We start from the raw sequence: 24535 nt of genomic DNA, 5'->3' as shown, positions 1-24535 counted from the left end.
AACCTTTAATTAGTTAAACTATTTATAAGCAAAGCAACAACCGAAGCCATAGAAGTTACACTCGTCCCTATGCTGACCATTTCCCCGACAGACATTCTGTTCCTCTTTTCTTTTGAAGGTACAATTATGCTACATCCGGGTTGTATAGCGTCTTTATTCGAGCCTTTTACTTTCGTAACCCGCCCATTCATATATACGATATAAGCTTTCTTTTTCTGAGCCTGATCGCTATACCCTCCGGCTAAGTCTATATAATAAGAAACCTTTTCGCCTTTTTTATACAAAACAGTATTCGGATACATGACTTCTCCGATGATTGTTATTGTATTATCATATTCTGGGATTATTAATTTATCGCCCGGCTTCAAGACCAAATCATATTCCGACCTTGGATTTGCAATCGCCTTATCCAATTCTATCCCGACGGCATAATACTTCTCAAATTCAGCCAATTCGTCCGATATAGAATCTTTCGCATTTCTTGCTGCTATATCCTGCATCGTCTTCCTGTATTGAGCTAATTCTTCTTCCGTACGGGTTCTTACCAAACGGGCACCTTGTGTATAGGCATATTTTGTCAGATTGCCGGCTCTCCTCACAACATCGGATAGCCTTTCGTCTTTTTCCTCCAAGGCATAGGCTCCCGGGAATAAAACCTCACCGTCCAGAATCACATTGCGCTGTTCTATGTATCCGGGACTTCTTCTTACAAAAACCTGATCATATGGCTTCAACTCAAATTCGGAATTACCATCGACTATCAAACCATTCTTCATCTCGAAAGTAAAGATTTTTGCAATCTGATTAGAAGCCTCCGTACTGGCAGGGTTTATAATCCGTCTCGAAACATCTACCTTAACCGTCGATGCAGAGCCTTTAAGCCCACCTGCCATTATGATAAGATCCTCGATGCTCGTTTTCTCTCCATAGCTATAAGTACCCGGATAGTTTACCTCTCCAAATATCTCTAAATTACCTAAATCTAAAAGAACTGTATTAAAGGCAATATTCAACGTATCATTTTTCCGAAGGACAATATCACTCGACTTGCCGGACAGCAGATTCGCCAAATTAATAGCAACAACTTCCCGCGTTAAGTCATCTTTTTCCCGTGAAAGGACAGCACGGTTTACAAAAGCATCTTCTTTAAGACCGCCTGCTTTATCGATAAGTTCTTTTATTGTCTTAATATCACCCCCTATACCATAACTTCCCGGACGGAAAACCGCACCCATAACAACCGCTTCATTTTCATAGAGATTCAACCCTGTACCAACGGTTATACTATCCTCATCTTGTAAGATAAAGTTACCGAAATCTGTTGAGGGCAAGGTGAATACTTTATTATACCCGCCTGTTTTCCTGTTCAATGTTATCTCGTCAAGATAGGCATCGCCTGTGAAACCGCCGGCATAATTTATTAAATCAGTTATCGTTTCATCCGAATTCATTTCATAAAACATCGGACGCTTTACTTTTCCCGAAATTCCTACCAATGAGATATACGGAGGAACGATTATAATATCTCCATCCGAAAGACGGATATTCCCGGACGATTTCCCGTACATTATATGTTGGTATATATCGACCGATTCGACCAGTTTTCCGTTCCGGTAGAGTTGGATCTCTCTCATCGAACCAATATCGTTTACCCCTCCGGCGGTATACAATGCATGAAAAACAGAAGACAATGAAGACAACGAATATGTCCCCGGAGTTACCACTTCTCCCATAACATCAATCTGAATGGTACGGATTTGCCCCAATGTCAGCTTTATCTGAGAGGCTCCTCCCATATTCGTATCATCCATTCCCGAGACACCGGAATAAACGGACGAAAATTTCTGCTGTACATATGCATTAGCTGCTTTTATAGACATCCCATTCAGATGGACAGGCCCAATTCTATCGATCACGATATCCCCTTCCGGAGAAATCGTTTCTCTGAATGTCACCTGTGATGCACCCCAAATATCAATAATAACTTCGTCTCCCGGGCCTAAGATATAATTCTCCGGAGTCGGCAGATTAGCACTGGGTGTAAATGATAAATTCTTCTGATTGAATATATTTTTTCCGAAAATTTCTCGTCCCGTAATACCCTTTTGGTTAGCCATTTGTGCTGCTGACGGATAGTTCAAACTATCAACCTTCTGCATATTAGCAGGAAGCGTATGTGCTCTCGATTGAGCAGACGTGGAAGAAACAGATGTACCTCCTTTTGCTTTTTCCTTCTCTACTTGTTTTTTTATTCTCTCTACTTGCGATTGGGTAACTCCCCTCTTTGTCAATTCAATACCGATTACCTGCTGAGACGTACCCTTGGCCATTTCGGACTGAACATACTGTAAAACCTGACTATCAGACATCTGTGCCTGAAGGAAAGTAGCAGATAGGAATAGAATAAAAGAAAGTAAAATAAGTCTTTTCATAAATCATTATATAAACTTACAGAGGAAGTTATTGTCTGCATTGAATTCCTCTATAATATAAGTTCAGATACTATTGAAACGCTTAAAAATGCGTATTTTTCACCAAAATAGGTCTGTATATTTTCAAGCCTACAAATGTAGATATTTTTTCCTTGAAAACAAAGACATTTCCGTGCGATAGTGTATTAATCAAAGCTTTTAGCATCACACATAAACCTGCCTCACCATTATTTTTGTTCTTTTTTCCAATTTTCATAATCCGCAATGAAACCACGACACATCCAGTTGGCCAGAGCTTCGCGATTGTTGGACTGCAAAAAACGTCGCTGGTCAAACTTATTCTGAATATTCCCCAGTTCGGCAAAAAGGGCTACGGGAGCTGTATTCGTCAGCACATAGAGATTCCGAGGACTAACCGTCCCGGTAAAGCCCCTGTTTGGCTGATGCTTATCGTAATGGCTGCGAAAAGTCTCTTTCATCGTTTTGGCAAGCTTTTCTCCCTTCGAACTGTTTTTGGCATGATAGAAGAAAACATCCAATTGCTGTTTCTTACTCCGGCTATCCAGATGGATGAAAACTGCCCGTTTATATTTTTCCTTTGCCGATTTATTCAACGTGTTAACTTTAATCACCCGCTGTTTCAGCCTATCTACCTGATTCAACGGGATAGCATCTCCCATGCAAGTCTCGGTCTTACTATTTGTCAGGTATTTACCATCACGAATACCATCATTCGCGTCTTGTATTATCATGTGCACAGTCGCCCCTTCCTGTAATAATTTCAGGGCAAGCCGCAACGTTATATCGTAAGCATATTCATCTTCGTGAAGGCTTTTTCCGTCGGCCTTCCCTATTGCCCCGGGATCGGGGCCTCCATGCCCGCTCGACAGGAAGAAGCAAGCACCTTTCAGCCGATCCGACTTTATGGTATATTCCTCATACTTACTCCCGAACAGCTTATTTTTTCGTGTAGCACCAACACTTGTATTTACCGATGCGGTTGAGGTTACGACGGTGCTTGTTGATATTGACGGAAATTCGTAACTAACGCCTTTCAACAGGGTATTATTTTTCCCTAGTTTACTCTTATTCAGTTCCAAAAATTGATTGTAGCATTCTGCCGTTGTGCATCCGTTTCGTTTAAGGAATGCGTTTAACCCTTCGCCTTTCTTAGGGATGTCTTTTTTATTTTGGGCTGATAGCGAAAAACATATAACAGACAGTAAAAACAGGCAAAATAAGGTTCTCATAATCTTACTTCTATCTTAGTCACTTCTCTTTCTTTAGAAAGATGAATTTACAGTCGCATTCTCTTATCTTCACATAATAGTTCATCGAGTTTCCATAGTTTTGGATGGAAATGCCTTTCTTCTCCCATACTCCTTCCAGCCCGTATGTATCGGTCGCTATATGTTCGGCATCTTCGTCCGAAATATCACCTAGGTTTTCAGCCCATTTAAACCCTTCGAACGTTATGTACGCTATCTCTCCATATCTGCCTATTTCGCGCGTGAAGCTAACATCGCCGCGATATTGAGTTCGGTCGATGGTCAATGTATAAAGGTATTTGCCGTCCTTTCGCTCAATTTTGGCTCTGACAGGGCAATTCCCTGATTCGGAATATTCTTCGTTAGAGATTGTATATATTCCTACTATCTCGGAGGAAGATGTGAAGTTGGTTTCAATTTCTTTTAGCTTTACCGGGGCTTTTTCATCCGTTCTCCGGTCAGTCCATTCTCCTGCGAATCCGCCATCTTTCAACAGCCCTTCTATCTTGATCGTATGCCCTTCCTTTTTGTTCCATGCACCAATGCTGATTGTTCCGTCTTGCTGATTGATAGAACCTCTTATGCTAGTCTCGATTCCCGATTCTTCTTCGAAATAGAATCCTTCCAATTCGCTACCCCGTTTTTCGAGGTGGGCGTATATCTTTGTAGTTCCGATAGTCCCCTCGAAATTTTTGATAAAGTTCAACTGCCACTTCCGGGGTGTCCCTTGTTTCTTGAGATAAGCCCGAAGTTCGGAAGTGTTCGAAAATTCGGGATATGTGTCTCCCGAATCATTGTTCCCTAGAGCTCCGCCATAGATGTCTTGTAGGCAGAAAAGCTGTTCGGGTAAGCTGTCGTAGTCGAGCGCCGCGTATAAAGCTCCTTGATAGAATGTCCCTGCCATCATATAGTGCTGGTAGTCGGAACTGTAAAGGATGCCTAGCTCGCGCACACCATCATTGTCGCAGTCGTAAAAGAATACCGATAGGATTTCGGGGGTGGATGGATTCTGGTGGAACTTGTCAATCTCTATCATCTTGTAGTCGGATGATTCATCGGCAGGTACTAGCAGTTTGCCTACAATACAGGTTTCGATGTATTTCCCGTCATCGCCTGTAATATCCATATCCCAAAAGGCAAAAATAACTTTACGTCCGTCGGGACTGTTCCATGTTGTTTCTATTACCGGATGTGCCAGCGTCTTTTCTTTTGGTTTTATCCGGTCGACGAAACTTTCGGCACTTTCATCTGTTTCGCGGGTATATGTTTGTGCAAATCCCAATAAACAGTTGCAAAGTAATATGACAAGTGAGATAGTCGTTTTTTTCATTGGTTGCATGTGTGCTGAATATTAAGTACAAATATAACGATTCTGCCGGGATAGAAAAAAGTAAGGCTACCTTATTTAGGTAACCTTATCATCGTATAATCGTTTATTATAGTTCGCTCGCCGCTTCGGCATCCATAAACCAATAGAGGTATCCCTGCTTGGGATGAACGCGGGCTGCCGGATATTTATCGTAATACAACTCGCGATCTTTGATGATGTCTTTGACCATCTTGGCCTTTCCTTTACCCATAACAAGGAAGGCGATATATTGAGCGTTATTCACTACCGTACCGCTCAATCCTACCCGTTTCATCTTACTGACAGGATGTTCGGTAACAATGCAAACTTTTTTTTCATTCCATTGATCTATTTGATCGGGGAAGATAGAAACCGTGTGCCCGTCGTCGCCTAACCCCAGCATAACAAGCTCGAAACAAGGCATATTATCATATTGCAGAAGCTTCCGCTGAAGGATAGAGCCATATCTTTCGGCTTCCTCGTCGGGTTCGCTCTCGCCATGAATGCGGCGGATATTTTTGGACATAATCTCCGGCACTTTGCTGAACAAGTGGTCGCGTGCCATGCCGTAGTTATTCATATCATTTTCGGGCGGAACACAACGTTCGTCGCCCCAGAAGAAGGTTATTTTTTCCCACGGAATCACATCTCTCGAATGTGCAGCCCAATAATCAAATATAGCCTTGGGCGTTGTTCCTCCCGAAAGGGATATATTCATGTGTGGATAGACCTCTAACAGTTTCAGTATAAAATTGGTAAATCCCTGACACAGCGAGTCGGAGTCCTGATAAATCTTTATTTCTTCTTCCATAATTCCTCTATTTTGTTAATTACCTCCAAAGATAATAAATATCGCTCTTACAATTCGCAATAAATACCGTCATCCGAAAGATTTTTGCATGGATAGCGCCAAGTCATTGCCGCCCCTTCTATCAAATCGTCGGCAACGGAAGGCCCCCACGAACCAGAAGGATAACCATATAGCGGAACGTCTTCATTCTCGCCCCAGTAGTCCAGTATGGGCTGAACAAATTTCCATGCCTGCTCCAATGCATCGCCACGGATATAAAGCGTCTGGTCGCCGATCATACAATCGAGCAACAAGCGCTCGTATGCTTCGGGCAAATAGGTGTTATGCAACTGGTTATAATGGAAATCCATATTTACTTCTTTCACCTGATACCCTCTGCCGGGAACTTTCATACCGGTTTTGAGGAGAATCCCTTCATCGGGCTGAATGCGGAGTATCAAGCGGTTGCCATCGTTGCGGAATTCGTCATTGTCGATAAACAGGCTCTGCGGAGTAGGACGAAAATGTATCACCACTTCCGAAGCCCTGATCGGCAAGCGTTTTCCCGTGCGGATATAAAACGGCACACCGGCCCAACGCCAATTGTCGATAAAAACTTTCATCGCAACATACGTCTCGGTACGGGAATTGGCATCGACACCTTTTTCGTCCCGATAGGCAGGCAACAGCTTTCCTCTTACATGCGCCTCGGTATATTGTCCGCGTATGATATTTACTTTCAGGTCGTCCTGCGTCAACGGGCGCAATGCCTGAAAGACTTTCATTTTTTCGTTCCGTATAGCATCCGCATCGATAGCCATCGGCGGCTCCATCGCCACCAATGCAAGAAGCTGCAACAGATGGTTCTGCACCATATCGCGCATAGCACCTGAATTATCATAATAGCTTCCCCGGTTCTCAACACCTATATTCTCAGCTGCTGTTATCTCTATATGATGAATATAATTCCTGTTCCAAAGCGGTTCGTATATGCCATTTGCAAAACGGGTAACCAGCATATTCTGCACCGTTTCTTTTCCCAGATAGTGGTCGATACGGTATATCTGTTCTTCTTCGTAGTCCTCCAAAAGAGACTTGTTCAAAGCAATGGCCGATTTCAGATCTGTACCGAAAGGTTTTTCGATAATAATACGCTTGAAACCATCACCTTCGTCGTTCAAGCCCTGTTCCGCCAAATACTTAGGCACTAAGGGATAAAGCGCAGGCGGCGTGGAGAGATAAAAGATATAATTCTTTCCTGTATTCAACTCCTCGCTGAGTTCATCCAACTTCTTTTTCAGGATAGCATAATCTCCGGCTTCATCCGTATTGATGGAAAGATAAAAAAGTTTCTTATTGAATGCTTCTATATCCTCTACGGTAGCCTCCTCGCGCTTCGATGCAAAATGGCGGATACCGTCTTCCATTTTTTCCCTGAACGATTCGTCCGTAAAGGAGCTGCGAGCCACCCCGAGAATAGCAAAATTCTCGGGCAAGGCATCTTGCTTGTACAGGTCGTACAGAGCAGGCACCAACTTTCGGTATGTCAAATCACCGGAAGCGCCGAATATGACTAATAGCTGATTTTTTACTTTTTCTTTGCCCATTTTACTCTTTCTTTATAGCATGTCCGCCAAACTGGTTGCGCATGGCTGCCAGCAATTTCATAGCGAATGAGGATTCTTGTCTCGATTCGAAGCGGGTAAATAAGGAGGCGGTGATAACATGCGCCGGTACATCAAAGTCGATTGCCGTTTGCACTGTCCAGCGACCTTCGCCGCTATCGGCCACATAATCCTTGATTCCGTCAAGGTTTTCGTTGCCTTCCAAGGCATTGCCTATCAGTTCGAGCAACCACGAACGCACCACAGAGCCATTCATCCACACGCGTGAAATCTTTTCCAGATCCACATTGTAAGGGGAATTTTTCATTATCTCGTAGCCCTCGGCATAAGCCTGCATCATACCATATTCGATGCCGTTGTGCACCATCTTCACCATGTGTCCGGCACCGCTTTCGCCGCAATACATATAGCCGTTTTCGGGGGCCAAGGATTTGAATATAGGTTCGGCAAAATCGCATGCATTTTTGTTTCCGCCATACATCAGGCAATAGCCGTTTTGCAATCCCCAAACGCCTCCGCTGGTTCCGCAATCCAAGTAATGAATCCCTTTTTCTGCAACTTTTTTGCCACGTTCAACAGTTTCGCGCCAATAGCTGTTTCCTCCGTCCACGATGATGTCGTCTTTGGAGAGGAGAGTTACCAACTGGGCTATATTTTCTTCTACGGGTTTTCCGGCAGGAACCATGAGCCAGACAAGTTTTCGCCCATCCAATTTACCCACAAGGTCTTTTAAATCTTTTGCCGGAACAGCACCCGACGACACAGCGTCGTCTATCTCGGGTTGTGTGAGGTTATACACTACTACCTGATGACCTGCTAACAATAAGCGTTTCACCATATTACCGCCCATCTTTCCTAATCCTACGAATCCTATTTTCATGATTTATATGTATTTAATGTATTATTTAGATCATAATCATTGTCTTAACAAATAGCAAGGGCTAAATGTTTTAGGCCTTCCACCTGAAACGAAAGTAAGCCTTATTCGGTTCCGTTTCAAATAAAAAGAAAAAGATGCCCCTCGAGGCATCTTCAAAACACTTATAATCAATCGATTTATCTGCAATAACTATTATTTATAACAAAGGGATTATTCCAAATCTGAAGAAGATATTTCGAATGAATTGATATAATTTCCATTTTCATTATTATAAACAAATCTCATTTTTACGCCCGCTTCAAGCATATTAAGCAAATCTTGGTCAGCCTCTGATAGAACATCGTCCTTTATATCAAGAAAATCTGTTTCTTCTAATTCAGAAGCAATTCTTTTCTCCAAGCGATAAGTATATGTCAGTGTCTTCCCTTCAACAGAATTATTAACTAAATACCAGCCATCTTCTAATTCGAATGGAGTTTCTTTATTCGACTGCGATGCTATACTTCGGAGTAAGAGGTTTATATCCTCATCCGAAATCATCTTATACCCATTCGAGGTATCTGTATCAGCCGGAGCATCATAGTCCTCCGGGGCAACAGCCACTTCTCCGAGCTGATTCCCTTCCATATCCCGATAAAGAAACAAAAGAGTTATCTGATTCTTTTTAAACAATTGCATATCAGAGGCCTTATTCCTAAAAAGTTGGACAAGGTGAGGTTTTTGGATTCTTTCAAAGTCACTTCCATTCAGAATCTTAAAATCATACTGATTTGTTGTATAATAATACCTTAGCGATCGGTCTCCAACAACAGAACAACTATCAGCCACCACGCCATCAGCCACTTGAATCGGGCAACTCTCATTTACCTTTTGTGCGGCCTTTTCCAGTTCTTTCTTAAGGCGAGCATCTTTTGCCCTGCTACATTGAGTTAAAGAGAATAGAAATGATAGTAAAATAACTAAGGGGAATGTGAGATATAAATATTTTCTTTTCATAGTATACAAAATTTAGCTATTCCAGACAAAGATATAAAACATAAAGAGGATATTACAAACAAAAAGAGGAATCTTCATCAGATTCCTCTTTCATATAGAGTGTAAAAACTTCCTTATTCCGATACTACTTCGAAAGGTATCTCAACTGATACTTCTTTGTGTAGTTTCACCAATGCTTTGTAGCTACCAACTTCTTTCACTGAATCTTTGATTACGATAGTCTTGCGATCTACATTGTAACCCAGTTTTTCCAATGCTTCGGCAACCTGAATGTTAGTAACCGAACCGAAGATTGTTCCTGTCGAACTTGTTTTTGCACCGATAGTAAGCGATACACCTTCAAGTTTAGCAGCGAATGCTTCAGCATCTTTCTTAATTTTCTCCAACTTGTGAGCGCGTTGCTTCAGGTTTTCAGCCAACATTTTTTTAGCCGACTCCGTAGCAATCACAGCTTTTCCTTGCGGGAGAAGGTAGTTGCGTCCGTAACCGCTTTTCACAGTCACCACATCATCTTTATAACCAAGATTCGCAACGTCTTCTTTCAATATAACTTGCATAATTCTTTTCCTCCTTTTTTAGATTATTTCATTAAGTCAGTTAGGTAAGGAAGCAAAGCCAGATGGCGAGCTCTCTTTACAGCTTGAGCAACACGACGTTGGAACTTTAATGAAGTACCTGTAATACGACGAGGCAGAATTTTTCCTTGTTCGTTCAAGAATTTCTTCAAGAACTCAGGATCTTTATAGTCGATATACTTGATTCCGTTCTTTTTGAAACGGCAGTATTTTTTCTTTTTCACCTCAACTGAAGGTGGAGTTAAATATCTGATTTCTGATTGTGCTGCCATGATTTAGTCCTCCTTAGTTTCTTCGGTTGTTTTTTCTACTTTAGCTCCTTTTTTGAGGCCTCTTCTCTTGAGTGCATACTCGTGAGCATACTTATCCTGACGGAATGTCAAGAAGCGGATTACGCGTTCGTCGCGACGGTAATTCAATTCCAATTTTGCGATGGTAGCAGGTTCAGCCTCAAATTCGATAAATGAATAGAATCCTGTAGACTTCTTCTCGATTGGGTAAGCCAATTTGCGAAGTCCCCAGTTTTCTTCATTGGTGATTTTAGCGCCTTCGGCTTCTAAAATACCTTTGAATTTGTCTACTGTTTCCTTCATCTGAGCATCAGACAAAACGGGAGTCAAAATGAAAACAGTTTCGTAATTGTTCATAATTTGTAATAAATTGATAATTAGTTTTTATACAATTTGCATCGAAATGCGGGCACAAAGATAGGCTTTTTTCGCAAAATTGCAAACCAATAAAGACAAAATCAGCTATTTATATAGCAGAAATATGCAGAGTTTCTTGTGTATATCGGGTAAATCCTTCTTCCAGTCTTTGATTGCCCGTGTCTTTATATACTCATCGTCGCAGGTGATATTCATCGCTATGCAGAGCTTTGTAGAAGAATTGCAATTGCGGATCAGGTCTTCGACAAGTTTTGCGTTCCTGTAAGGGGTTTCGATAAAAATCTGCGTCTGATGTTCCTGATAGATGCGTTGTTCCATCTGCTTAATCTTCCGCAAACGCTCGCCTCCATCGATAGGCAGATACCCTTGAAAAGCAAAGCTTTGCCCGTTAAAACCCGAAGCCATCAGCGATAGCAGGATAGACGACGGCCCCACGAGCGGCACAACGGGATAACCCTTGCTTTGGGCAATAGCAACCACATCGCTGCCCGGATCGGCAATAGCAGGACAGCCCGCCTCGGAGATGACGCCGACGTGTTCTCCTCGCGAGAGAGGAAGAAGATATGTATCCAGCTGTTTTAAGTCCGTATGCTTATTCAATTCATAAAAGGTAAGCACATCAATGTCAATGTCTTTATCCACTTTTTTCAGGAAACGGCGTGCCGAACGGATATTCTCCACCACAAAGTGTTTTATCTGTACGATTATTTCTTTATTGTACGTTGGCAATACACGTTCGATAGTTGTTTCGCCCAAAGTCACCGGGATAAGGAATAAAGTGGGTTGCATATATGCTTTTCAGTATTTTCGTTTATATAAGTAATAATTACCGAACGAACTCGGTACAGAATCCATGCGCTGGTATTGCTCATGAAACTCGGGCATGCCAACGATAAAGCGGTAATTCATCGAACGGTCATTCAGCACAATAAATTGAATCTTTCCGTCGCGCACATATCCCATTTGCGCCTGCTTCATTTCATCATACAATTCGTAAGCAATATTCGGCGTAATGAAATACCGCACATTGGGCATAATATTCTGGCTGGTAAACAGCACATTGCCATTGTCGTTGTTGACATTCATCAATGTCGGATTCTTTTCTTCGGCTATTATCGCTCCGAACCTTTTATTGAGGTCTTCCGGCACCTCCTCCCGAAGCAGCTGCTCACGCGTCATTCCAAAGAAATCTTTTTTGTTTATTCCTAAGAACAAAATACAAATCATCAGCAACAAACAAACGCGCTTCGCATAAACAATCGTTATATATTTTTCAACCCAATAGAATATACCTATAAGTCCCGTAGCGATGAAAGCATAGTAGGCCAGCGAGTAATACTGCACATATCCTTGCCCGTTAAACACAGCGATATAAGAGCTTAAGAAGGCTAATATCAGTGCTGTGCGAAATATCCATTTACGGATGCAGAGCAGAGAGAAAATAACAGTACCGATAGATGCAATGAAGAAATTGACAAAATCGAAGCGGTATTGCTGATAGAATCTGATAGCCAGCAATTCGAGTGTCCTTCCCAATGATGCCACCTGTGAATAGACAAGATTCAGGCTGATATAGGTATCGTAAGCGACGCCCAAAGCGCCGTTGATAATAAAATACAAAAGGATAGGAAGCGCCACAATCGCTACGCCCAGAAGGAAATACAATACGTTGCGGAAGAAATTTCCGTACTCCCTGTTTATCAACAGGTTCAACCCGATAAAGACTACAGGAAAGAACCAGAATGTAACAAGGTTCAGTTTGATGAAAAACGTTATCGAGAACATCGCTCCATGTATCAGCATCCATTTAGCCGGATGGGGCGTATTGCCTTGCTGGTTGAAGTATTTGACAAAGTAGAACAAACTGACGATTTCGCTGACAAGGACAAATTCTTCTGCCGAGCCTCCCTGCTGCGTTTTGGTCAATAACATAATCAGCATCAGCAAAGAAACGAGCATCGAATAAGGTTTATCCAGAAACATTCCGGCAGTGCGATAAATATAAATGCACATAACAGCCCAAGCAACGAACTGAATAATAAATACTCCCAGAAAAGACGTCCCGGAAATAAGATAACCAATGCCATAGATAAAGAAAATCAACGGTCCTTTGTGGTCGAAAGCCTCGGCATATATCGTTTTCCCGTTAAACATCGCTTTGCCCAGATTGAAATAAAGGTTTATATCCGACCACTCATTTATCGGGTACAATGGCGACATTTTGGAACAAAAGAAAAGCAAAAGGAAAGTAAAGGTAAGAAGCAAGCCCAACATGAACCAGTCTTCTCTCAAACTATTTCGCCGTAAATCTTTTGGTATCATTGATTTATATATTCTTTGCAGAAAAAATTCTCTAACCTGTTAATTTTCAATGCAAATTTAGTAAAAAGGATGTAATCCACACGTTTATTTCCACTCATTTATGGCGGATATGATAAAATCCTGTTCTTCGCTTGTGAGCGAAAGGTAAAGAGGCAAGCTCAAAACTTCCTCCTGCAATTGCTCGCAAACAGGCAAAGAAATATCTGCCAACTCCCTGTATGTGTTTTGTTTATGAATAGATTTAGGATAGTGTATTTGCGTCTGGATACCTTTCTCGGCCAAATAAGCCTGCAATTCCATGCGACGTTTGCAGCGAATCACATACAAATGCCAGACATGGCTGCCATCTGCAATATTAGCAGGAAGGATTATATCCTTGTGTTGGATGTTTTCAGTGTAATTCCCGACCAGTTGCAGGCGTTTTCTGTTATCCTCATCCAAATATGGTAACTTCACACGCAAAATAGCTGCCTGCATCTCATCCAGACGAGAGTTAAGCCCTTTATATTGGTAAAGGTATTTCTCATCCGAACCATAATTCGACAAGATGGAAACGACTTCTGCCAGTTCTTTGTCATTCGTCGTCACCGCTCCGGCATCGCCCATCGCTCCCATATTTTTCACAGGATAGAAACTGAATGCTGCCGCATCGCCCAAATTCCCTGCACGAACGCCATGCAGCATCGCCCCATGAGCTTGTGCTGCATCCTCGATAAGCAGGAGATGATGTTTTTGGGCAATCTTTTTCAGCTCGTCCATCGGAGCTATCTGACCATACAGATGTACTGCGATGATAGCTTTGGTCCGGGGTGTTATCTTTTCCCCGACCGAAGCCGGAGAGATATTAAACGTAGTGGCATCGCAATCGGCCAGAACAGGCTTCAAACCACTTTCGGAAACGGCTAACGCCGTTGCAATAAAAGTATTGGCAGGGAGAATAACCTCGTCGCCGTCTTGCAGCCTGCCAAGTATTTTATATCCTTCGAGTATCAGGCGCAAAGCGTCTAATCCGTTGCCTACCCCTACACAAGAATCGACGCCGCAGTACGAGGCAAATTCCTGTTCGAAAGCCAGTTTTTCCTCTCCCAGAATATACCACCCCGAGTCCACCACGCGCCGTACAGCCTCGTGCAATTCGGCTATATAGCGTTCGTTTTCATTTTTCAGGCTCAAAAAGGGTATCTTCATATCTATTTTTAAAAACCAAGCATCACTTTCGCATTCTCCATAGCAGCATCGGTCAGTACAGAGCCGCTAAGCATCCGCGCAACTTCTTTCAGGCGTTCGCCGTCATCCAAACGGCGAAGATGTGTCGTAGTAGTCTTATCATCATCCTGCTTATAAACAAGGTAATGAGCATTTCCTTTGGCTGCGATTTGCGGCAAATGGGTAATGGCAAGCACCTGCATATCTTTCGACATATCCTTCATGATAGAACCCATCTTATCTGCTATCTCGCCCGAAACGCCGGTATCTATTTCGTCAAAAATAATGGTCGGTAATGCCGACGCTCCGGCTATCATCGATTTCAGACAAAGCATAATGCGCGAAATTTCCCCGCCCGAAGCAATATTGGCGACAGGTTGCAATGGCACATTCTTGTTTGCCGAGAACTGAAAGACAATATCATCAGTACCGCAAACATTCGGTTGTTCGAGCGCATTCACCTCACACTGGAAGCGGATATTCGGCATACCCAGATAAGCAGCCTTAGCAATCAAATCTTTTTCGAATTGCGGGATAATCGCTTTGCGGCTTGCCGTGAGCTTTTTGGCCAGAGCAAGCATTGTTTCCGTCTTTTGCTGCAATTCTTTTTCGAGAACAGTTAGCTGTTCGTCCGAAGTTTCTATCGCTTCTATTTTACGGCTTAACTCCTGATAGAGAGTAATTAACTCCGCAACAGACGAAACGTTGTGCTTCTTCTGCAAAGTATATATTGTATCTAAGCGGGATTCGATAAAAGACAGGCGGTCAGGGTTGAACTCCACATCGCCAGCCAAACGCTCGACTTCCGCACTCAAATCTTTCAGGTCGATGTAGGCTGTTTCGACACGCTGAATAATTTCCTCCGCTTTGGTAAATATCCTGCTCAACGGGTGAGTAGTATTCAACACCTCCTTCAATGAGGGAACAGCGCCATGTTCATCGTCAGCTAACAGGTTATAAACCTTATACAAAGCCGATTTTATATCTTCGGCATGATTCAGCGTTTCCAGTTCAGCCTCCAATTCTTCCTGCTCACCTTCTGTCAAGGCAGCTTCTTTGAGTGCTTCGTATTGAAAGCGGAGATAATCTTCCTCCTCCTTGCTTTGCTTCAGAGCTTCTTTCAGTTCATCCAATGCCTTTTGCACTTCGCGGTACTGACGGAACGAAAGCTGATAATCCCGTATCAAGTCCCTGTTCCCTGCCAAGGCATCGACTATCTGCATCTGAAAACGGCTATCGCCCAACAGCAGATTCTGATGCTGCGAGTGAATATCTATGAGCATGCTGCCCAACTCTTTCAGGTCGGTGAGCGTGACAGGCGTATCGTTGATAAAGGCCCGGGATTTCCCACTCGACAACAATTCGCGACGCATACAACAGTTGGCATCGTAATCGATTTCGCGTTCGGCGAAAAAGTTTTCGAGGTGGTAAGCGGATATTTCGAACTGTCCTTCGATAATACATTTACTTTCGCCCTGCTTGATGGCTTTGGCATCCGCACGCTGCCCGAGGATAAGCGAAAGCGCCCCGAGGATAATGGATTTTCCGGCTCCCGTTTCTCCCGTAATCACAGAAAAACCCGGCTCGAAATCGATTTCGAGGCTGTCAATCAGTGCGTAATTTTTTATATAAAGCGATTTGAGCATTATATCATTTTAGCATAAGTGTAAGCAAATGTACTTATTTTTCTTTTCCGAACTGAACATTCAGAACAACAATTTCGGAAATGGTGCCGATACGGTATTGCGGTCCGGCAAGCCCCAGACCTGACGAAACATAGACATGCATCCCTTCTTTATTTTTGTATCCGTGACCTACCTCGAAAGCCATTGCTATCACAAAATTGTACGGGAAAAGCTGACCGTTATGCGTATGCCCGTAGAGGGCGATATCCGCGCCATTCGCCAGTTCTTCGCCCAAGTTTTTCGGCTCGTGATTGATAACAATCACCGGACGGCTTTTATCTACTCCTTGCATAATTTCGGACAAGGATTTGCGACCTTCCCATTTATCATCTTCGCGCCCGACAACATAAAAAGCGCTATCTACCAGCATTGCCGTATCGCGCAGCATGGTTATGCCCGCCACATCGTTCAGCCACTTGACTTTATAATCGATTTCGGTGCTATCTTCTACCCAAACATATTCGTGATTTCCCGTCGAGCCATATACACCGTAAGGCGCTTTTAGGCGACGAAACTCTTCCTGCATATTTTGCGCTTCGACCGAAGTGAGGTCATAATCGATTATATCGCCGGCAATCAGTATTATATCAGGCTTTTGCTCCATAATGCGGTCGACATACATGCTGAGAATATCCTTGCGGATAAGGACACCGGCATGCACATCGGACACCATGACAACTTTCAGTTCTTTCAGGTTGGGCACTTCTTTGTCGACAATCAGCGTTTTTTCCGTCACGGTAGGATGATGAAAGCGATAGTTCCCGTATATCATCACTCCGAAAATAAAGACAAAAACAGTGACGAAATAAACCCGCCGCAGACGCATCGATTCTAAGTTCATCCGCGAAGGAAATATCTGCCATCGCTTGTTGATAAAGCGCAGCAGGTCATACCCCAACAGCAATCCTCCGCCATAGATAAGCACAACCATCCAGGTGGTACCCAGCCACGCCACCCAGTGACGCAACTCCAGCGGCAATTCGGTAGAACCGAAAAAGCCTATGAGGTAAATGATTATTTCGACAGCAAAAAATGCGATATAAGGAATCCTGTACCGCTTCTTAGGCGGCAGTATCTGCCATCCGCGCCAGATAACATAAGCGTTGAGAATGACCTGTACGAATATGGCTTTCAGAAAGATTCTCATTGTTTGCCTGTCATGGTTACTACGACATATTCCGATTGTGTGCCGATGCGGAATTTTCCGCCCCAGAGACCGATACCCGAACTCACATAGACGTGGGTATCGCTTTTCTTCTTATACCCATGCGACACTTCGTACATTGCATCGGTCACCATGGATACAGGCCAGACCTGCCCGCGATGGGTGTGCCCGGAAAATTGGAAGTCTATCCCTGCCTGTTCGGCTTCTTCGAGGTGATAAGGCTGATGGTCGAGCAGGATAATCGGCTTCGACTTGTCCAAGCCGGCAACTAATTCCTCCAACGATTTACGCTTCGTATTCATCTTATCATCACGCCCAACAATGTAATAAGCGCTATCTATTTCGACGACCTGATCGCGCAAAAGTGTGACGCCCGCATTCTCTATAAACTTGGCACTCTCGGCGATACCGCTTATAAATTCGTGATTCCCCGCACAAGTATATACCGGCGCGTTAATCTTCTTGAAACTCGAAGCCATATCCCATGCAAGCAACGGGCGCGTACTATTATCTATAATATCCCCCCCAACAAGCACAATGTCGGGATTTTCGGCATTGATAAGGTCTATCCATTTTTCGAATTCCTTCTTCCCAATTGTGTAACCCAGATGCAAATCGCTGATGGCAACGATTTTCAACGGTTTTTCTACTTTCAGCGACTTGTTTACTTCCAACGGCAAATCTACGCGCACCTTCCAGTTATATTTCAGATAGCCGCATATCATCAGCATGGCTATGAATCCGACCATAAACGCCAATCCGACCCAATTGTCCTTCGTAAAACGGGTGATAGCATCGGCAGGCATAAAATGCAGCAAGCGGTTGGATAAACCGACCAAATCCTTCACGGCAAAAACCATTACAAAGTAGATGAGTATAAACAGCCATGACGAACCGACGATATACAGAAATTGAGACAGCCCTATCGGCAACGAATCGCCCGCAACAAAAAACAAAAAGAACGAACCAATAGCAATCACCGCGAAAGCAATAATCACAATACGCCCAATCAGGCTTGGCGGCATAGCCACCCATAAGTGATGGAAAACGTAGAAGTTACCAAGCAGATATAATAATATGATTAAGATAAACATTGCTTTCATTTAAGTATTTATTTTGTCGTTTTTTAGCTGTGCAAAGATAATTATTCTGTCGGTAAAAATTCTGCCGGATTTCGCAGCAAGGGAATAGAAATCATATTTTTACCTGTTATTTAATGTTTATTAATATATATTTTATAGCCACAGAATTATCTATATGGAAATAGTAGACGAGTGTACAAAATACGAGAAAACCACCTCCCCCTACCCCTCCGAGGGAGGGGAGTACAAAGGCCTCCCCTTGGGAAAGCTTGGAAGAGCTAAAGGTAACTCGGCAAAAAACATCGAAAATGAGTAGAGGTGTGTTACTTTTTTCTGTCATGCCAAGCAAACGTGAGAGGTCTCGTTCGAATAATACGACGAGATATTTCGCTTCGCTCAATATGACAAATATTTGTTGCTTCGTGAACTTGGTGTAGAGCCTTTGTGTTCTCCGTGGTTAAGTAATAAAAAGTAACTCAGCAAAAAACATCCAAAATGAGTAGAGGTGTGTTACTTTTTTCTGTCATGCCAAGCAAATGTGAGAGGTCTCGTTCCAATAATACGATGAGATATTTCGCTTCGCTCAATATGACAAATATTTGTTACTTCGTGAACTTGCTATAGAGCCTTTGTGTTTTCCGTGGTTAAGTAATAAAAAGTAACTCAACGAAAATATAACAAAAAAGATATACTTTTCGCATGCAAATAAAAGATAAAGACCTCACAACAAGAGGATAACGGAGGCAACAAAAGTAACAGCAGGGTGACAAAAAAGTGACAGTTTTGTAGCTTTTTAGGGAAAATAGGATTATCGTTTTGATTTAAGGCGATAAAAATCTAATTTTGGGGGAGCAAAAAATAAGCTATGAGAATAACCTTTTTAGGCACAGGAACTTCGACAGGAAATCCCGAAATAGGCTGCCGTTGCGAAGTCTGCACATCCCAAGATCCCCGCGACCGGCGGTTGCGTGCCTCCGTCCTCGTCGAAACGGATAACACCCGCATATTAATCGATTGTGGGCCGGATTTTCGCCAGCAGATGCTGCCGCTCGATTTCCGGAAGATAGACGGAGTACTGATTACGCACGAACATTACGATCATGTGGGAGGCTTAGATGATTTACGCCCATTCGTCAAGTTTGGCGATGTCGATTTATATGGCGAAGATTTCGTGTTAGAGACCATCCAACGCCGTATTCCGTATAGCTTCGCAAAGAACCGCTATCCGGGCACACCTTCGTTCGAATTGCATACTATAAACCCCGACGAGGCATTCAGGATTGCCGGAGAGACGATAATACCCATCCGGGTGATGCATGCCAAACTGCCCATATTCGGCTACCGCATCGGTCATTTTGCTTACCTGACAGATGTAAAATATATCCCGGAAGAGGAACTTGCCAAATTAGAAGGATTGGAGGTACTCGTTATCGATGCATTACGCCACACCGAGCATATTTCGCATATCACAATGAATGAATCGCTGGAATATATAAAACGTATTCAACCTAAAACGGCATACCTCATCCACATGAGCCATCAGATAGGCCTGCATAAAGAAGTAGAGAAGGTTTTACCACAAGACGTTTCCCTCTCATACGACGGTTTGGTTATCGAGTTGTAGGTAAATATAAAATCGGAAGTTAAGCCGATTCCGGTGTACAATAAAGACTTTTTCCTATCTTTGACATTCCAAAAACAGAACATAATAATAAAATAACCAGATTTATGATCACAACAGACCAACTAAAAGAAGTGTTGGAACGCGAGCAAGCGTTGAGGGGGTATCTTTGACATCGATACCAAGAAAATCCAATTAGAAGAAGAAGAATTGCGCACACAGGCTCCCGGGTTCTGGGACGATGCCAAATCAGCCGAAGCGCAAATGAGAATCATCCGCGAACTGAAAGGATGGATAGAACGATACAACACGGTACATGATGCCGTGGAAGAGTTGCAACTGTCTTTTGATTTCCAGAAAGAAGGCATTACAACGGAAGAGGAAGTAGACGAAGCTTACAGCAAGGCTATATCATTGGTCGAAGACCTCGAATTGCGCAATATGCTTCGCAAGGAAGAGGACAAACTCGGAGCCGTGCTGAAGGTAAACAGTGGTGCCGGTGGGACTGAAAGCCAGGACTGGGCATCGATGCTTTTCCGTATGTATCAACGTTGGTGCGAATCGAAAGGCTATAAGACAACCATAACCAACTGGCAGGATGGCGACGATGCCGGCATAAAAACCGCGACATTGCAGGTAGAGGGCGAATATGCCTACGGTTACCTGAAATCGGAAAATGGTGTCCACCGCTTAGTGCGTGTATCTCCTTACAATGCACAAGGAAAGCGAATGACTTCGTTTGCTTCGGTATTTGTTGTGCCATTAGTGGACGATACCATCGAAATAGAAGTCAATCAGGGCGATATTACATGGGACACTTTCCGTTCGAGTGGCGCCGGAGGGCAGAATGTAAATAAGGTGGAGACGGGTGTACGCCTGCATTACAAATACAAAGATCCTGAAACGGGAGAGGAAAAGGAAATCGTTATTGAGAATACCGAAAGCCGCTCTCAGTTCGGGAATAAGGACAATGCTATCCGTTTGCTGAAATCTCAGCTTTACGAATTGGAGCTGGAACGTCGCAGGCGGGCAGTTGCCAAGGTCGAAGCAGGTAAGAAAAAAATAGAATGGGGTTCTCAGATCCGCAGTTACGTATTTGACGACCGCCGGGTAAAGGATCACCGGACGAATCACCAGACATCGAACGTAAACGCCGTAATGGATGGGGATTTAGACGACTTTATCAAGGCATACCTGATGGAATTCGGAGACGAAGCATAAAAAAATATTAATCCATATACTTCCTGATAATCACAGCTTTCGCAAGAGGCTGTGATTTTTTTATCAATATTTTTTTGTCCAACATGCAGCGTTTTAGATTTCCTTACATCTTATATATAGTTTTAACAGAAACTTACAAAACAGCTAAAACAACAAAGAAAGGTTTCCAACCTTAGCTCAAACATTTTTATTGATTAATACAAACTAAAGTTAATACGATAATAATACGCAAACTTAAAAAAAATGAATTTATGAAAACAATTAAATTTTTAGTACAAACTTTACTAATTGCTGTTCCGCTTGTATTTGCGTCTTGTAGCAGCGACGATGATGATTATAAAGTTCCTACTTCGGAAAATTCCAAGGTGTTATTGGCATCATTTAGAGCTCCCATGACGCATAGTTCCGATCAAGAATACGGAACAATTTTTAGATATGATGAAAACAACCAGCTAAAAGAAGCCGAAACATATGGTTATGATAAAAACACAAATGACACACTCACATGGAGTATGATTCGGAAAAAATTTGAATTTGATAGATCTACTTCTGGTAAGATTATTGTAAAAATTTACGATCATAATGGGACGGATTGGATGTCTACAGCAAATAACACAGTCACATTGACTCTTAATAATAATAAAATTACAAAAGTAGAGCATGATTATACTACCGATTACTATTCATTAACTTGGAGTGGAAATAAGTTGACAAAGGTAAATAACAGCAATTCTTCGACAGAAGATCGATTGTTCTCTTATAATATTGATGGAAACTATAATGGAGCAACATATACTGAAGCTTGGGGGCAAGAATATACTATAGAAAGTGTGTTTGGTAATAAAGCTAATTTTTACCAGCTAATTCCATGTGAATATATTTTTGCGATGGAGCATAGTATAAATGAACAGGTTTGCCCTTTGTTCAGATGTTTTTCTACAAATAATATAGTTAAGGATACAAAAACACTAAGTAATGAGAGGTTCGACGCAAGTGGAAATAAGCATGAATCCCAATATATTACCACTACAGAGTATACTTATTCTTATACATCTTCTTTGACAAAAGATTTCCCTTCAAAAGCGATAATGAAAGGAGAGGAGGGAAAAAGTATAAACACCGATCACTCAACAGATCCGGCAACAGTAACAGAGTATGCAGGAACTTTATTCGAGGATGTAATTGAATTTACTTACATAAAAAAATAAGGTAAATTGCATTTATTATAATTGATAAAATCACTGTTGCATATATTGCAGCAGTGATTTTTATTTTTATTAAATAATATAGTGTTAAAATAATCAAATATATAATTTTATATTTTATCTTTGCTTTGAAAAGACTTCTGAAAAGAAGACCAATTATAAACTAATTAACACTATTATTTATGAAAAAATTATTATTGACCTGTTTAGGCTTAATTGCCTTTCTACTATGTCCGGCACAAACGGATCACCTGAAACCCAAAATCCATTTCTCTTCTCGTACGCTTGAAAAGATTGGAGAAGATACCTTTTTCGCTCCAAAAACAGACAATAGTAACTTATCTTTTAGTCACTATACAGAAGGAGAAGATCCAATATATTGGAAAACAGAAAACATGGGATTATTTGCAGTAGGAGAATATAATGAATATAAAATGACAATTACTTTCGACCCTCATTCGCCCATAAGTGGGCCTCTCCGTTATTTCTCTAATGGAAAATGCTATAGAATGGATTCTAATTATTATTTGAATTTATATGCACAAGATCAATTATACAACTACACCCCATTATTCACTATTACTTCAGGAGGGACATCTGGAAATGTTTTTGGAACATCAGAAATACTCCATCCTTTTCAGATTTATTTCTTCCATCGAAATGGCATATTAGAAGACACACCTTTTATTTTTAGGATCAAGCGCAAAGCCAAGAACCAATACGGGGAAACCCACAAGACATGCCGTATTATTTTTGCAAGAACTAAAGAGGAGGCCATAGAATATGCCAAAAGAAGCGAATTACCTGATAAAGTCGATTTGCAATACAAGATAGCGAAAGAATATAACCAAGGAGGGTATTTAGATGAGGCCCATTCTTCCGGCTTTTTAGAAGCAGACTATTCAGGGATAAGAATAGGCGAATATTATTGGATGGACAGGAACTTTTCGCATCAAGAACCATTTCGAAAGCATTGGACAAGCGGCACAGTGCATACAGGGCAAGAGGACGAAAACTATGAAAGTGTAAGTGGTATAAATTGGAGCCTGAACCAGAACAAGTTCGACACCTATCTTACTCATTTAACGCTCGATAAGAATGACTTCCAGGTGAACCTCGATACTTTCCGTCATTATTATGGACAATATTACGCCTCAAGTACCTACAAATTTATGAATACATGGGCTGATATGTACGAAAAAGGATGGAAACAACCATTGGATTACCGCACCTTCGAAGAAAGAAAGACCACCCCCGCAGATAAACGCAACTGGTGGGGCTTACCCGACCTGAAAGACTACCGTCAATTAATGGCTATGACGTCACCCATGGTTTCGCACCCCGAACTCTCGGCGGTTGATATTCAGCGCGAGTTAGGTGTACGCTACGGACAAACCCCTTTGGCGAGATGGGATAAACACCGGGTTTATTTCTTGCCCGGCTCTCCATGCTATAAGGAAATTGCCGGAACAGATTATTGGTTCGATCGTGCTGGAAGAATAGAAGATATAAAGTATGACTTCCGTTTGATGCCAAGTGGCCAACGCTTCAATGGCAACCATTATTTTGATACCAACTTATGCGGTGTTCCCAAAAGATTTCCAGCCCAAATGGGAGAAATTCAACAACTATTCTATGTAGCTACAATGGCTGTCAAGCCAACTCCCGGGACCGGTGTTCCCCGCTTCTTCCGCATCCACGATGCCATCGATTCGCGCGGAGAAGGATTGTATCATTGGTTCACAGTACGCTGGTGCAGGGAACTGACAGACAGAGAGCTGGGATATAAGATATTCATTAAAATAGATGGAATCGATAAAAATTCAGATGAATGGCAATCGCTTGTTGCAGGGGATGAAATACCACTGCTTATTGCTTTGAGGAAAAACAGAATTGACAGAAATAAAATTGCTATCACTAAAATAGACGACCCTTTTGTTGCTGCACCGGATGCTAATTATACCGAATTGCCAAAGGGTTACCTGCGTGGTTTCTATGTGCAACACAATATAGAAAAAGATGCTATTCGCAAAACAGATGCAGAAGTAGCCTACCTTGCGTGCAATGTGCAAGACGAAGTATTGGGTTACAGACCGCCTCATCAAGCAGGTGAAATTCCTACGGCATCCAGTCTAAGCAAGAGTCTGGCTTCAGAGACCTTTGGCATAATGGAAAGTCAAAACAATGTCTATATATCGCCTAATCCGGCAGATGACCAGATAACCGTTACTTCGGACGAGCCGATAAAGGAACTGAAAATTTATAGTGTTTCTACAGGTGTATTATATGTTAGCCTGAAGAACCCTACATCAGAGGTAATAGATATCAGAACATTGCCTAAAGGGGTATATGTAGTCGATATTAAAACTGAAAATGGCGAAGTTCAGAAGAAATTAATGAAAAAATAAGGTAAATTGCATTTATTATAATAGAGAAAATCACTGTT

The 24535-nt window shown here is 42.2% G+C and carries 21 protein-coding genes; 5 read left to right on the top strand and 16 right to left on the bottom strand.

The features are described 5' to 3' along the window. Positions 1-5: 5 nt before the first annotated feature. The 16 genes from D0T66_RS08800 to D0T66_RS08725 form a co-directional block, all read right to left on the bottom strand. Positions 6-2432 (bottom strand): SLBB domain-containing protein, encoded by a 2427-nt coding sequence (locus D0T66_RS08800; RefSeq protein WP_163356898.1) that lies wholly within the window; start codon positions 2430-2432, stop codon positions 6-8. A 227-nt stretch (positions 2433-2659) separates the two neighbouring features. Then, entirely contained in the window at positions 2660-3682 is a 1023-nt protein-coding gene (locus D0T66_RS08795; RefSeq protein ID WP_163356897.1) for an N-acetylmuramoyl-L-alanine amidase, read from the bottom strand. 19 nt (positions 3683-3701) lie between these two features. Further along, positions 3702-5039, bottom strand: a complete 1338-nt coding sequence (locus D0T66_RS08790; protein WP_163356896.1) for a hypothetical protein — start codon at positions 5037-5039, stop codon at positions 3702-3704. Between the two features lie 97 nt (positions 5040-5136). Next, on the bottom strand, positions 5137-5859 hold the full coding sequence (gene pgl, locus D0T66_RS08785) for a 6-phosphogluconolactonase (RefSeq protein WP_221412199.1): 723 nt from the start codon (positions 5857-5859) through the stop codon (positions 5137-5139). Between the two features lie 47 nt (positions 5860-5906). Next, positions 5907-7445, bottom strand: a complete 1539-nt coding sequence (zwf, locus tag D0T66_RS08780; RefSeq protein WP_163356895.1) for a glucose-6-phosphate dehydrogenase — start codon at positions 7443-7445, stop codon at positions 5907-5909. Between the two features lies 1 nt (position 7446). After that, the gene (gene gnd / locus D0T66_RS08775; RefSeq protein ID WP_163356894.1) at positions 7447-8343 is read right to left on the bottom strand and encodes a phosphogluconate dehydrogenase (NAD(+)-dependent, decarboxylating); all 897 of its coding nucleotides are present in this window, start codon (positions 8341-8343) and stop codon (positions 7447-7449) included. Between the two features lie 210 nt (positions 8344-8553). Further along, a complete protein-coding gene (locus tag D0T66_RS08770; RefSeq protein WP_163356893.1) occupies positions 8554-9339 on the bottom strand; it encodes a hypothetical protein in 786 nt (261 codons plus the stop codon). Between the two features lie 113 nt (positions 9340-9452). Beyond that, positions 9453-9896: a 50S ribosomal protein L9 gene (gene rplI / locus D0T66_RS08765; RefSeq protein WP_163356892.1), complete on the bottom strand. Its 444-nt coding sequence runs from the start codon at positions 9894-9896 to the stop codon at positions 9453-9455. Between the two features lie 23 nt (positions 9897-9919). Then, positions 9920-10189: a 30S ribosomal protein S18 gene (gene rpsR, locus D0T66_RS08760; protein WP_185154831.1), complete on the bottom strand. Its 270-nt coding sequence runs from the start codon at positions 10187-10189 to the stop codon at positions 9920-9922. After that, positions 10190-10561, bottom strand: a complete 372-nt coding sequence (gene rpsF, locus D0T66_RS08755) for a 30S ribosomal protein S6 (protein WP_163356890.1) — start codon at positions 10559-10561, stop codon at positions 10190-10192. Positions 10562-10666: 105 nt separating this feature from the next. Further along, complete coding sequence (locus tag D0T66_RS08750; protein ID WP_163356889.1) at positions 10667-11371, bottom strand: SAM-dependent methyltransferase; 705 nt, start codon at positions 11369-11371, stop codon at positions 10667-10669. Positions 11372-11380: 9 nt separating this feature from the next. Continuing rightward, positions 11381-12904 (bottom strand): glycosyltransferase family 39 protein, encoded by a 1524-nt coding sequence (locus tag D0T66_RS08745; RefSeq protein ID WP_163356888.1) that lies wholly within the window; start codon positions 12902-12904, stop codon positions 11381-11383. A gap of 84 nt (positions 12905-12988) precedes the next feature. Then, positions 12989-14092: a DegT/DnrJ/EryC1/StrS aminotransferase family protein gene (locus tag D0T66_RS08740; RefSeq protein WP_163356887.1), complete on the bottom strand. Its 1104-nt coding sequence runs from the start codon at positions 14090-14092 to the stop codon at positions 12989-12991. Positions 14093-14100: 8 nt separating this feature from the next. Next, positions 14101-15756 (bottom strand): DNA repair protein RecN, encoded by a 1656-nt coding sequence (recN, locus tag D0T66_RS08735; RefSeq protein WP_163356886.1) that lies wholly within the window; start codon positions 15754-15756, stop codon positions 14101-14103. 34 nt (positions 15757-15790) lie between these two features. Next, positions 15791-16942 (bottom strand): metallophosphoesterase, encoded by a 1152-nt coding sequence (locus D0T66_RS08730; RefSeq protein ID WP_163356885.1) that lies wholly within the window; start codon positions 16940-16942, stop codon positions 15791-15793. Beyond that, on the bottom strand, positions 16939-18063 hold the full coding sequence (locus D0T66_RS08725) for a metallophosphoesterase (RefSeq protein WP_163356884.1): 1125 nt from the start codon (positions 18061-18063) through the stop codon (positions 16939-16941). The genes D0T66_RS08730 and D0T66_RS08725 overlap by 4 nt, the downstream gene beginning before the upstream one ends. A gap of 154 nt (positions 18064-18217) precedes the next feature. Between D0T66_RS08725 and D0T66_RS08720 the strand changes: the two genes are divergently transcribed. From D0T66_RS08720 to D0T66_RS08700, 5 genes are all read left to right on the top strand, one after another. Further along, positions 18218-18358, top strand: coding sequence for a hypothetical protein (locus D0T66_RS08720; RefSeq protein WP_163356883.1), 141 nt, complete (start codon positions 18218-18220; stop codon positions 18356-18358). A gap of 549 nt (positions 18359-18907) precedes the next feature. Beyond that, positions 18908-19666 carry an MBL fold metallo-hydrolase gene (locus tag D0T66_RS08715; protein ID WP_163356882.1) on the top strand — a complete coding sequence of 253 codons (759 nt, stop codon included), beginning with the start codon at positions 18908-18910 and terminating at the stop codon, positions 19664-19666. A 104-nt stretch (positions 19667-19770) separates the two neighbouring features. After that, positions 19771-20884 (top strand): peptide chain release factor 2 gene (gene prfB, locus D0T66_RS08710; protein ID WP_163356881.1). Its coding sequence is split into 2 segments (ribosomal slippage): positions 19771-19833 and positions 19835-20884, totalling 1113 coding nucleotides; the frame shifts between segments, so codons are not numbered across the junction. A gap of 251 nt (positions 20885-21135) precedes the next feature. Then, a complete protein-coding gene (locus tag D0T66_RS08705; RefSeq protein ID WP_163356880.1) occupies positions 21136-22092 on the top strand; it encodes a hypothetical protein in 957 nt (318 codons plus the stop codon). A 179-nt stretch (positions 22093-22271) separates the two neighbouring features. Continuing rightward, positions 22272-24497 (top strand): T9SS type A sorting domain-containing protein, encoded by a 2226-nt coding sequence (locus D0T66_RS08700; RefSeq protein WP_163356879.1) that lies wholly within the window; start codon positions 22272-22274, stop codon positions 24495-24497. Positions 24498-24535 lie beyond the last annotated feature (38 nt).

The organism is Dysgonomonas sp. 25, assembly GCF_010501075.1.
GTDB lineage: Bacteria > Bacteroidota > Bacteroidia > Bacteroidales > Dysgonomonadaceae > Dysgonomonas.
Note: the sequence above shows the minus strand (reverse complement) of the source record. Positions and strands in the feature narration are given on the sequence as shown.

What these genes read in the sequence shown, in the direction of transcription:
- D0T66_RS08800 (WP_163356898.1), bottom strand. Translation starts at nt 2,432, where the DNA reads ATGAAAAGACTTATTTTACTTTCTTTTATTCTATTCCTATCTGCTACT.
- D0T66_RS08795 (WP_163356897.1), bottom strand. Translation starts at nt 3,682, where the DNA reads ATGAGAACCTTATTTTGCCTGTTTTTACTGTCTGTTATATGTTTTTCG.
- D0T66_RS08790 (WP_163356896.1), bottom strand. Translation starts at nt 5,039, where the DNA reads ATGCAACCAATGAAAAAAACGACTATCTCACTTGTCATATTACTTTGC.
- pgl (WP_221412199.1), bottom strand. Translation starts at nt 5,859, where the DNA reads ATGGAAGAAGAAATAAAGATTTATCAGGACTCCGACTCGCTGTGTCAG.
- zwf (WP_163356895.1), bottom strand. Translation starts at nt 7,445, where the DNA reads ATGGGCAAAGAAAAAGTAAAAAATCAGCTATTAGTCATATTCGGCGCT.
- gnd (WP_163356894.1), bottom strand. Translation starts at nt 8,343, where the DNA reads ATGAAAATAGGATTCGTAGGATTAGGAAAGATGGGCGGTAATATGGTG.
- D0T66_RS08770 (WP_163356893.1), bottom strand. Translation starts at nt 9,339, where the DNA reads ATGAAAAGAAAATATTTATATCTCACATTCCCCTTAGTTATTTTACTA.
- rplI (WP_163356892.1), bottom strand. Translation starts at nt 9,896, where the DNA reads ATGCAAGTTATATTGAAAGAAGACGTTGCGAATCTTGGTTATAAAGAT.
- rpsF (WP_163356890.1), bottom strand. Translation starts at nt 10,561, where the DNA reads ATGAACAATTACGAAACTGTTTTCATTTTGACTCCCGTTTTGTCTGAT.
- D0T66_RS08750 (WP_163356889.1), bottom strand. Translation starts at nt 11,371, where the DNA reads ATGCAACCCACTTTATTCCTTATCCCGGTGACTTTGGGCGAAACAACT.
- D0T66_RS08745 (WP_163356888.1), bottom strand. Translation starts at nt 12,904, where the DNA reads ATGATACCAAAAGATTTACGGCGAAATAGTTTGAGAGAAGACTGGTTC.
- D0T66_RS08740 (WP_163356887.1), bottom strand. Translation starts at nt 14,092, where the DNA reads ATGAAGATACCCTTTTTGAGCCTGAAAAATGAAAACGAACGCTATATA.
- recN (WP_163356886.1), bottom strand. Translation starts at nt 15,756, where the DNA reads ATGCTCAAATCGCTTTATATAAAAAATTACGCACTGATTGACAGCCTC.
- D0T66_RS08730 (WP_163356885.1), bottom strand. Translation starts at nt 16,942, where the DNA reads ATGAGAATCTTTCTGAAAGCCATATTCGTACAGGTCATTCTCAACGCT.
- D0T66_RS08725 (WP_163356884.1), bottom strand. Translation starts at nt 18,063, where the DNA reads ATGAAAGCAATGTTTATCTTAATCATATTATTATATCTGCTTGGTAAC.
- D0T66_RS08720 (WP_163356883.1), top strand. Translation starts at nt 18,218, where the DNA reads ATGGAAATAGTAGACGAGTGTACAAAATACGAGAAAACCACCTCCCCC.
- D0T66_RS08715 (WP_163356882.1), top strand. Translation starts at nt 18,908, where the DNA reads ATGAGAATAACCTTTTTAGGCACAGGAACTTCGACAGGAAATCCCGAA.
- D0T66_RS08705 (WP_163356880.1), top strand. Translation starts at nt 21,136, where the DNA reads ATGAAAACAATTAAATTTTTAGTACAAACTTTACTAATTGCTGTTCCG.
- D0T66_RS08700 (WP_163356879.1), top strand. Translation starts at nt 22,272, where the DNA reads ATGAAAAAATTATTATTGACCTGTTTAGGCTTAATTGCCTTTCTACTA.